The sequence below is a fragment of the Psychrobacter piscatorii genome, assembly GCF_904846415.1.
Taxonomy (GTDB): domain Bacteria; phylum Pseudomonadota; class Gammaproteobacteria; order Pseudomonadales; family Moraxellaceae; genus Psychrobacter; species Psychrobacter piscatorii.
The window spans coordinates 43,880-54,698 of sequence record NZ_CAJHAR010000024.1 but is presented as its reverse complement, the minus strand read 5'-3'; the positions used below and the strand labels follow the sequence as shown (position 1 = coordinate 54,698).

Annotated in this window: 6 protein-coding genes and 1 pseudogene; 4 read left to right on the top strand and 3 right to left on the bottom strand. The window is 44.9% G+C overall.

Features of this window, described 5'->3' with window-relative positions; all coding sequences use genetic code 11:
• A partial coding sequence (locus JMX83_RS11025; protein WP_162628550.1) for a transposase occupies positions 1-114 on the top strand: 114 nt, incomplete at its 5' end.
• Here JMX83_RS11025 and JMX83_RS11020 read toward each other — a convergent pair.
• Both JMX83_RS11020 and JMX83_RS11015 read right to left on the bottom strand, forming a co-directional pair.
• On the bottom strand, positions 81-284 hold the full coding sequence (locus JMX83_RS11020) for a hypothetical protein (RefSeq protein ID WP_201601676.1): 204 nt from the start codon (positions 282-284) through the stop codon (positions 81-83). The genes JMX83_RS11025 and JMX83_RS11020 overlap by 34 nt on opposite strands.
• 55 nt (positions 285-339) lie before the next feature.
• Positions 340-2,367, bottom strand: coding sequence for a hypothetical protein (locus JMX83_RS11015; protein WP_201601674.1), 2,028 nt, complete (start codon positions 2,365-2,367; stop codon positions 340-342).
• 347 nt (positions 2,368-2,714) lie between these two features.
• On the opposite strand from JMX83_RS11015, the gene ggt reads away from it, so the two are divergent.
• Positions 2,715-4,634, top strand: a complete 1,920-nt coding sequence (gene ggt, locus JMX83_RS11010) for a gamma-glutamyltransferase (protein WP_406947633.1) — start codon at positions 2,715-2,717, stop codon at positions 4,632-4,634.
• Between the two features lie 96 nt (positions 4,635-4,730).
• Here the strand turns inward: ggt and JMX83_RS11005 are convergent, their stop codons facing one another.
• On the bottom strand, positions 4,731-5,861 hold the full coding sequence (locus JMX83_RS11005; RefSeq protein WP_201601668.1) for a restriction endonuclease: 1,131 nt from the start codon (positions 5,859-5,861) through the stop codon (positions 4,731-4,733).
• Between the two features lie 338 nt (positions 5,862-6,199).
• Between JMX83_RS11005 and dnaE the strand changes: the two genes are divergently transcribed.
• Together dnaE and JMX83_RS10995 are read left to right on the top strand one after the other, a co-directional pair.
• Entirely contained in the window at positions 6,200-9,919 is a 3,720-nt protein-coding gene (gene dnaE / locus JMX83_RS11000) for a DNA polymerase III subunit alpha (protein ID WP_201601665.1), read from the top strand.
• Positions 9,920-10,035: 116 nt separating this feature from the next.
• Positions 10,036-10,784, top strand: a pseudogene (locus tag JMX83_RS10995) (IS5 family transposase).
• Positions 10,785-10,819 lie beyond the last annotated feature (35 nt).

Sequence of the window (10,819 nt, the reverse complement as noted above, 5' to 3'; positions counted from 1 at the left end):
AACTTCTTTGCCAAGATTAAGCAGTATCGTGCGATTGCCACTCGCTATGATAAGTTAGCCAGTCATTTCCTTAGTGCCATTCACTTAGTTTCTTGTGTCGTTTGGCTTAATTGATGACACGCCCTAGGTAATTGCTTAACGGTCAATGCATTTGACTGGTTCAAATTGGCAGATTGGCAACCCGTTAAGAGTAATGCTCCTGACAGCAATGTACTGATCAATAATAAGTGATTTTTCATCATAGATGACAGATGTAGTGTAAGCGTTTGATGTACTGTTTTCATTTTTTATCCTTAATAGACATATGCGTAAATGCGATCAGATAATGCGACGTCGTCTCTATTTTTCATTATCATCTTTAGCATCGCCAATACGGCTCTCATCGATTGATTCTGCACCATAACGATTGTCGTATTCGTCACTACTATAATCAGTCTCTAAGCTGCCATCCTCATAATCGTAGCGCGCATAGCGTGCCGTTTGTAGCCTGTCTTTTTTCTGGCGCTGCGCTGCTATCCATGCATTACCATCGATAGGCGCTACCGCATTTGAGCCAAACGATTCTGCCAGCAATGGCGTTAGGGCATGTCTTTTAAAGCTAGATTTATCATAACGTACTTGGTTGAGCATGGTCGTCGTAGAGCCAAGTAAATCACCACCGATATTGACGCGCTGCTGCTTGGCAAGCAGGCGATCTGATCCATCTAAATAATAGTAATTAATCTGATTAAAAGAGATAGGGCCAATGGCTTCGATAAGCTGCACTAACGAACCCACATCCGCGCTTTGATAGCCTTTGTTGTACAGCTGAACTTTGGCAAGCGCGGCTTTTAGGATGGCTCCATCAGGATATTTGTCTGGGTTGGCATCTACATACTCTTGCAACGATTTCGTCACATATTTCAGAGTCTTACCAATCATTTCACCACTTTGCTGACTGCCAAAATAAACTTTTACTGCTTGAGTCGCACCAACTTCTTTAGCAAACGCATCACCACTGATGTCTACGGCGCTAAAATGCTCAGGTGCCAATTCTGCCATACTGCTCTGTATGGCATTGAGCACCGCATCATAGAGCACTGCTGGCGGCAACTGCGCCGTGATACTTTCAGGCAAACCAAAACTGACCGTATGTGAGGCCATCTGCGAGGGTAATGGGGTGTTCTCGGGATTGGCGAGCGCAACGATTGGCATGATTGCCGATGGGTCGAGCGTGACACTGCTGTTGTTAAAATCAAATGCCACTGGTATCTGTATAGATGAGCTGATCGTTGGCGTGGTATAGTCGTAGCTATAGACGCTTTGTAATTGTCGCTGTTTTGGGTTGTACTGACTGACGCTATTGAACGTCAAGTGCTGGTATTGATAGGCGTTGGATGCAGCGATTTGCTCAGGAGTGCGGCTGAACATCGTCAGTATGTTACCAATCAAGCCAGTAGAAGACCTTGATAGCTCCTCGCTATTGGTCGGCTCTGTCTTGGCTTGCTGTTTTGCCATTTGCATGGCTTCATATTTTGCCGCCATTGTCTTCGGGTTCAACCCCGACATGCCGGAGAGCACGCCTCCAGTCTCGCCGCCGTACTCATCATATTCATCAGTAGAATAGTCATCACTGGCATAATCGTCGCTATCACGGTCTTCTGCATCGTAGTCGTGCTCTTCATCAGCACTTGCTGGCTCATTTTCACCTGCTTCAGCCAGTATGGCCGCAATCGCTTTTTCCTCTTGCTCAGCTTTTTTTTCTTCGTCAATGTAGTCGCTAGGATAATCCGACTCTAAAGCGTCTTCTGTCCCATCATAATTGTGGTCATCACTGTCTGGCTCATCATCGCTACTATCGTACATTCCCTCAGGCTGATATGCATAGGTCTCTATAATCGTTCTAAGTAAGCTACTTGAGCCTGCATCAATACTATCGGCATCGATAAATGGTACTGCTTGATAATTGGCTTGCGCGACGGCCACGTGCTGTGTTGCCAAATGCTGGCGAACCGCTGCCAATAAATGCGCCTTGGCTTGGTGTTCAATATTAGGATATTTTTCTTGATCAAACAGTTGCGCGTAACGCTCAGCTTGGGCATCTTGACTAGCAGTAAAAGCGCGGCCTTGACGTTGGCTCTGAGCAGGGTTTGCAGTGCTAAAATCCATAAGGGTACTGGAGGCTGCCACATCCGCTGAGGCAGTCGGATTTGATTGACAACCTGTAAGCAAAAGCGATGCACTACCAACCAGCAAAGCAATAGAGGTTAATTTGCCTGTTTGGGATACATGACCATTATTATTTTTATTGTTGATGATAGACGAATAATTACTCGCTATCTCAGAGTGGCACTGTCGATTACGGTTATTAACATGGTTTGATGACATAGGAATCTCTTTGTATAAATAGCCAGTTGTTAACGGATATACATTAGTACTGTACTTTATATCACAAGACGTTACAATTTAGTAATATTAAGACCTATTTTTAAAGAAAATCTTCACTGGTTAGTGAGCTTCTCTGCACAATTCATATGCCACTAATTATGTATATCTCGATAGAAAACTGCTCACATTGCACATCATATAAAAACTCAAATCATAAAGATGATAAACAACTTTCTACTATTTGATATTTTCGTTACTATTTAAGCGTATTTATTTGATACCCTCTTTTTTTCTACTCGCCCAAAAAGGACTTTGTGATGTCACCATCATTATCTCACCAGCATCGAATGACTCAGCAAAAAAACCCAAAGACTAATAATAAGTTAAAATCTAGTGCTTTACTGATTACGAGTGCGCTACTACTGTCTGTCTCAGCCCATGCGCTAGAGCCAACCGTTTCAGCCAACAGCCCCGCGGTCAATAACACATCGATTAATACCAACGAGATAAACCTAGCCATCATGACGGACAATCCAACTGTCCTATCTGAAACCAAACGCATCACACGGGCAAAAACCAGTACTCTCAAAACCACGTCAAACAATACCAATAGCGACCAAGCTATCTACTCTGAAGATGCCATACATCATCCAGTATGGGCAAAAAATGGCATGGTCGCCACCCAAGAAGCGCTTGCTTCTGACATCGGTTTGCAGATTTTGAAAGACGGTGGTAACGCGGTAGATGCTGGGGTTGCGGTTGGCTTTGCCTTAGCAGTGACCTTACCACGTGCTGGTAATATCGGTGGTGGCGGTTTTATGATGATTTATGATGCCAAGCAAGACGAAACGGTTGCACTCGATTATCGTGAAAAAGCACCAAGTAGCGCCTCTCGCGATATGTATCTCGACGATGAGGGCAACGCAGTCAGTGACTTATCTCGTTATCATGGCTTAGCCGTTGGGGTGCCGGGGACAGTCGCAGGACTACTAAAAGCATTAGAAGAGCATGGCACCATGAGCCGCGAGCAAGTCATGGCACCAGCGATCGCATTGGCAGAAGACGGTATAGAGGTTACCGCTGGCTTGTCCGAATCGCTCACTGCTTTGAGTGATCGCTTGCAAAAATGGCCAAGCACCAAAAAGGTATTTTTCAAGCCTGATGGCAGCGCTTATCAACCGGGTGAGCGGTTAAAGCAGCCTGAGCTTGCCCGCTCGCTAAAGCGAATCGCGGTACAAGGCGCAGACGGATTTTATAAAGGGAAAACCGCGCGTGACATCGTAAAAGCCGTCAATGAAGCAGGCGGTAGCATGAGCTTGCAGGATTTAGCCGATTACGAAGCCATCGCCCGCGTGCCTGTCAAAGGTGATTACCGTGGTTATGAGATTGTCTCTATGCCACCGCCCTCCTCTGGTGGTATTCACATTATCGAAATATTAAATATCTTAGAAGGCTATCCACTGGGGGACTATGGTCAAAACAGCGCACAAACCATTCACTTGATGGCGGAAGCAATGCAACTGGCTTATGCAGATCGTGCTGAGTACCTAGGGGATTCTGACTTTATCGACGTACCTGCTAGCGGCCTAACGTCACAAGCCTATGCGGATAACCTGCGCACCTTGATTGATCCAAATAAAGCCACGCCAGCCGCGACCATCAAAGCAAACAACCCGCTCCCTTATGAGAGCGATCAAACCACGCATTTCTCTATTGTGGATAAAGACGGCAATGCCATCGCCAACACCTATACGTTGAACTTCTCTTATGGCACTGGTCTCGTGGCTGACGGCACAGGTATTTTGTTAAATAACGAAATGGATGATTTCTCTGCCAAGCCGGGTGTACCCAATGGTTACGGATTGATTGGTGGTGACGCCAATGCTGTTGAAGCCAATAAGCGTCCGCTCTCCTCGATGAGTCCAACGCTGGTATTTAAAGACAACAAACCGTATATCGTTACGGGCAGCCCAGGGGGCAGTCGCATTATTACCACGGTCACCCAGATTATCTCTAACGTCATCGACCATGATATGAATATCGCTGAGGCAACTCACGCACCGCGTATTCATGACCAATGGCTCCCTGATGAGATTCGGATTGAAAAAGCGCTCAATGTAGATACAGTCAAAAAGCTTGAATCTATGGGGCACACGGTCAGTCCAAAGTCCGCCATGGGCTCCACGCAGTCGATTATGCTCACACCAAACGGCCTGTATGGATCTTCTGATCCCCGTATTGTGGATGCAGCGGTGGTTGGATACTGATTCAATAATACCCACATCTAATTATCCTAAAGAGTCGCTATCAAACATAGCGACTCTTCTTATGTATGCAGTGTGATAAAACCCTCTTGATATATATCAGTATAATTTGATTCTTTCGAAGAACTCATTATCCAACAACATTTTGGGTCTGGCATTAACCTCTTTCAGACCTACCTTATGTTGCATCATCAATTCAATCAAGTTCAGTTGATCAATTAAAATAAGGCTATGTGAGTCAGTCGAATTAGCATAATCTTGCGCAGGTTTGGTAAAGCTTGTGGTAGTAATAAAAATCCCATGATGATTGGTTTTTTGTGGTGGATAAGCCCCTATAAAATTCCTTAAGTCACCATTCGATATATTGTTGCCATTACTATAAAGCTTCGCCTGTATATAGTAATTGTGCACCTCGCCATCTGGAAAATCCTGAATGATAAGTCCATCAATACCATTATCGTTCGACCGTCCTGTGTGACGAGAGGTTAGATTACTCTCAGGACTTTCTATTTCCAAGGATCTCTCAATTAGCTTTAAGCAAAACCACTCAAACTGCAACGGTGATAAGCTTTCAAGTTGAGCCATAATCATATCAGGCGTTACTTTGACAAAATCATTTCCAACCGTAGCATCTGCATAATTATTCATAAATATAGAAGTTCGACGTTTGGTTTCATCGATTAAGTGACTAATAAGTGCATCACCATTTTTACCATAGGCGGCAATATTCACTTTTTGCAAGTCAGCAAAAGCCTTGTTATCAAAGCGCTTAAAATTAGCAATATAGTCACTATTTGGAATACCTTCCCCTATATATTGGTTGAAGTTATTGCCCGCTAGCCAAAAATAAACTTTACCAAAAGGGTCTAAACGTATGATATTTTTGGGCGTTACTTTTTCATCAAAAGTAATAAAATTAGCAAAATTCTGATTGAGGTTAGGAACCAAACTGAACTTATCTTCCTTGACCAAGCCCATCGCAGATAAACATAACAAAATCAAGTCAACAATTTCGTCATAGCAGGGTGAACCATCATGACATTCATGACGTATATCGTAGTTGCTCATATAGTTAATATCTTTATGGTCATTTACGATGTGTGCTAGTTTTTCAAATTCTCTATAAAATACGGTACGACCGATGGTATTTCGCGTGCTTAAGTTTTTTATGGTTTGTATTCCAGCATTTAACATGTCGCCAAATGCAGGAAGCTTAGTAATATTACTCATAGTATTATCGTCTTTTTTTGATTGTGTGAATAATATAGTGACATTGGCATATTATTACATTAGCTTAAAAACAAATGTTTATGCTATCAACTATTGAGATAAAACGCAGCAGTATTTCACATTAATAAATAAGAAAACAGATTCACTCACTCAGATTAAACCCTTGCAATTAGTGGCTGTCGGTAGCAAATAATGCTATTATTAACGACCCTATTTAAAACGTATCAACATGGCTACCGAGGTCTTAACCACCTCTCGATAACACTACAAATGATTGATAATCATCCTGTATTTTATCGCTAGCTTATTTCTTTTGATCGTACTAGTAAGAGTCTTCTATGGCATTTGTACACCTTGGTATCCACAGCGAATATTCCATCACCGATTCTATCGTGCGCATCAAGCCGCTCGTGAAAGCGGCGGCAGCTGACAATCAGCGGGCGCTGGCTTTGACTGATTTGTCCAATTTATATGCCACGGTGAAGTTTTATCGTGCTTGCCTAGGCGCGGGTATCAAGCCCATTATAGGCAGCGAAGTCATCATGGATAATGAAGACACGCGCCTCACCCTACTTGCGATGAATAACGAAGGCTATCAAAACATTACCCGTATCGTGTCTCTTGGGTTTACCGAAGGTCGCGCTGACCCTGTCAATCATGGCGTCCCTGTTATCAAGCGTAGCCATATTTTAGAACATGCGGCAGGTGTGATTGTTCTACTGACCGAAAAGTCCGACGTTGGTCAAGCACTGGTAGGCTCTATGCCAGAAAAAGCCGATGAGCTGCTCACCGAGTGGCAAGCGCAATTTGGCGATCGTTTATACTTTGCCATCAAGCGTACCAATCGCTCAGGCGAGGACGCTTTTATTAGAGCAGCCATTCACTCAGGTGCCAAGCACCATATTCCTATCATTGCGCACAATGATGTGCGTTTTTTGGCGCAAGAGGATTTTGATGCGCATGAAGCCCGCGTGTGTATCGCAGGCTCTTATGTCTTAGCTGATCCCAGTCGTCCGCAAACCTACTCAGATGAGCAATACCTCAAAACCCAAGAGCAAATGGCGCAGCTGTTTGCTGATATTCCGCAGGTGGTCGATAACACCTTACGCTTGGCAACCCGCTGTAATGTCACTTTGACACTGGGCATTAATGTACTGCCTGACTTCCCTGTCCCTGAAGGCGAGACGATTGAATCGTTTTTTCGGGCCGAGTCGCAGCGCGGTCTTGAGCAACGCTTAGATAAGCTTTTTCCTGTCGAAGCACGTACAGATAACTGGAGCGACTTTCGTCAGAGATACGATGAGCGCCTCGCCTACGAGCTGGATATTATTTTATCCATGGGCTTCCCCGGTTACTTCCTCATCGTTATGGACTTTATCCGCTGGGCAAAAGCCAACGGCGTGCCTGTTGGACCTGGACGTGGTTCTGGTGCAGGATCCTTGGTCGCCTACGCGCTCAATATTACCGACCTTGATCCGATTCATTACGACCTACTATTCGAGCGCTTCTTGAACCCTGAGCGTGTATCGATGCCCGATTTCGATATCGACTTTTGTATCGAAGGTCGTGATCGCGTGATTGACTATGTGGCGCAAACCTATGGTCGTGATGCGGTCTCACAGATTATTACTTTTGGTACGATGGCCGCAAAAGCGGTGGTGCGTGATGTGGCGCGTGTACAAAGCAAATCATACTTTTTGGCCAATAAAATATCTAAGCTGATTCCCAAAACACCTGGTATCACCCTCAGCCAAGCGCTTGAGCAAGAACCACAGCTCAAAGACTTAATCTCTAATCCTGACAATATGGACTATGAAGATGCCATTGAGATCTGGGAGATGGCGATTAAGCTTGAAGGCGTTTGCCGAAATGTCGGTAAGCATGCCGGTGGCGTACTGATTGCACCGCATAAAATCACGGACTTTAGTGCGATTTATTGTGATGACGATGGGCACCGTGTCAGCCAGTTTGATAAAGACGATGTAGAAGCTGTCGGTCTGGTAAAGTTTGACTTTTTGGGTCTACGTAACTTAACAGTCATCAACGCAGCGGTTGAGAATATCAACTTACGCCGTGCCAAAGAAAACGTGCCCGCATTGGTTTTAGAAGACTTACCACTCGATGATGTTAAAGCCTATAAGTTGCTGCAAGATGCCAAAACAACCGCCGTCTTTCAGCTAGAAAGTATGGGCATGAAAAAGTATTTGGCCAAACTGCAGCCAACCAATATCGAAGATGTCATCGCTATGTGTGCGCTCTATCGTCCCGGCCCGCTTGATGCAGGCATGGTAGAGATGTATATCGACCGTAAGCACGGTCGTGAGGAAGTCATTTATGATCATCCCAATCTTGAACCCATCTTAGAAAACACCAATGGCGTTATCGTCTATCAAGAACAGGTCATGCAAATCTCACAGGTCATGGCAGGTTATAGTCTGGGCGGTGCTGATATGCTGCGCCGCGCGATGGGTAAAAAGAAACCTGAAGAAATGGCTAAGCAGCGCGATATCTTTGTGACTGGCGCAACCTCACAGGGTATCGATGAGGTCACGTCAGGCGGCGTGTTTGATTTGATGGAAAAATTCGCAGGTTATGGCTTTAACCGCTCGCATTCTGCCGCTTACGGGGTACTTGCCTATCAGACGGCTTATCTAAAACAGTACTACCCTGCTGAATTCATGGCGGCGGTATTAACATCTGATATGAACAACACCGACAATGTGGTGTTCTTTATCAATGATTGCCGCGAAAACTTTGATTTGACTGTGGTCAATCCGTCAGTCAATCGCAGCGAGTGGCATTTCGTCGCGGATACGCCGACCAATATCATTTATGGTCTTGGGGCGATCAAAGGTGTTGGTGAAGGGGCTGTCGAGTCCATCGTTAATGCTCGTCGAACGGATGGACCTTTTAAAGACTTATATGACTTTTGCCGCCGTGTGGATATCAAAAAGGTCAATAAGCGTACACTAGAAGCATTGGTTAGCGCAGGCTGTTTTGATGACTTTGCTGCGACGCTACGACCCGACTTACCAGCCGATGAAGCTTACGAGATTCGCGGTGCACTGATGAGCCAACTGCCAAGCGCCGTCCAAGCGGCTGAGCAAGATCGGCAGAACAACGAGCTTGGCATGATGGATTTGTTTGGCGAAATGGACGGTGTTGTTGCAGCGCCGCCACTCGTGATGACGCCTGAGTTGATCTGGGGTGACAAGCATCGCCTAAAAGCGGAAAAGAACACATTAGGATTGTACTTAACGGGTCATCCAATTAATGAATACTTGGATGAGTTAAAACGCTACACCTCAGGTACTCGTCTCAATAAGTTGGCAGATACTGGTTATAACGGTAGCTGCTATTTTGCAGGACTCATTATAGATATCGCTAACTTTGGCAATCGTAATGTGATTACTCTAGATGATGGCACGTCGAGATTGGAAGTCAGCTGCTATGCTGAGCGTTTCAACCGCGTCAAAGAGCAATTGAAAATCGATGAAGTTGTCATTATCAAAGGCAGTATTCGTGAGCGTGATGGGCGCTTGTTTGCGCGTCTTGATAGCGCCATGAGCATGGTCGATGCGCGCCTGCGTTGGCTCAAAAAAATCAGTATCAAAGTCCATGGTAGCGATATCAACCTACTCACACGCTTGCAACCACTACTTAAATCCGCACAGGCTGATATCATACCTGAGCCGCGTCTGGCTTATAATCAAGAGCAAGATGAGCAAGACGGTGCTGGCGGTAGCGCCTACGACCCTGCCATGGGCGGCAGTTTGTATGATGAAAATGGCAATGATTTATTGGCTCTAGAGAACGATATGAACCATGACGCATTGAATCAAAATAGCATGCCCCAAAGTTATGCAAACAATGCGCTCAGTAATACGGATACTTCTATCAATGACAACTGCTTGCCACTTGGCTTGAGCGTGTATGACGTTTATGGTATCGCAAATGTGGGGCTATCCGAACATTGGCGAGTCTACCCGAACGACGATAATTTGCAACAGTTGAAGACGTTAGTTAGTGAAGATAACTTACACTTTCATTACAGCTAAAATACACAATCCTACCAAAAATCTACTATAGTAACTTAGGGCGTGTCATCAATTAGCAGAGATATTTCAGGATAAGCTATACTTAGATCGTATTTAGTAATTTGAGATCGGACACTATGACAAGACGACATGCCTTACGAGATGACCAATGGGAGAGAATTAAAGAGCTTCTACCTGGTCAATCGAGTGACGTTGGTGTTACTGCAAAAGATAATCGCTTATTCGTAGAAGCTGTCCTATATCGCTATAAGACAGGCATCCCTTGGCGCGACCTACCTGAACGTTTTGGCGACTTCAGAGTGGTTCATATTCGCTTTAGCCGCTGGTCAAAAAAAGGCGTATGGGAACAGGTTTTTCATCAGCTGTCCGAACCATCAGATGATGAATATGCCATGCTAGATGCCACGATTGTTAAAGCCCATCAGCACAGTGCTGGAAAAAAAGGGATCAAGCCATCGGTCGCAGTAAAGGTGGACTGACCACTAAAATACATACTCGAACCGATGCATTAGGCAATCCTACTGGCTTTTATCTAACAGGTGGCGCAGCTCATGACCTATGTGGCTCAGATGAACTGCTCGATGTCAGTATTAGCCAAACTTGGCTTGCCGATAAGGCTTATGATGCTGATGCCCGCGTCATTGAACGAATTAAAGCAGTACAGGGCAATGCAGTCATACCGTCCAAGTGTCACCGACTGCAGCCAAGAGACTTCGATAAAGAACTTTATAAAGCGAGGCATCTAATCGAGAACTTCTTTGCCAAGATCAAGCAGTACCGTGCGATTGCCACTCGTTATGATAAGTTAGCCAGTCATTTCCTCAGTGCGATTCATCTGGTTTCTTGCGTAGTCTGGCTTAATTGATGACACGCCCTAACTGCTTTAACTTTTAATAATTG

Excerpts from the sequence above, each read along its gene's own strand:
- JMX83_RS11020 (WP_201601676.1), bottom strand. The coding sequence starts at position 284 with ATGAAAACAGTACATCAAACGCTTACACTACATCTGTCATCTATGATG.
- JMX83_RS11015 (WP_201601674.1), bottom strand. The coding sequence starts at position 2,367 with ATGTCATCAAACCATGTTAATAACCGTAATCGACAGTGCCACTCTGAG.
- ggt (WP_406947633.1), top strand. The coding sequence starts at position 2,715 with ATGACTCAGCAAAAAAACCCAAAGACTAATAATAAGTTAAAATCTAGT.
- JMX83_RS11005 (WP_201601668.1), bottom strand. The coding sequence starts at position 5,861 with ATGAGTAATATTACTAAGCTTCCTGCATTTGGCGACATGTTAAATGCT.
- dnaE (WP_201601665.1), top strand. The coding sequence starts at position 6,200 with ATGGCATTTGTACACCTTGGTATCCACAGCGAATATTCCATCACCGAT.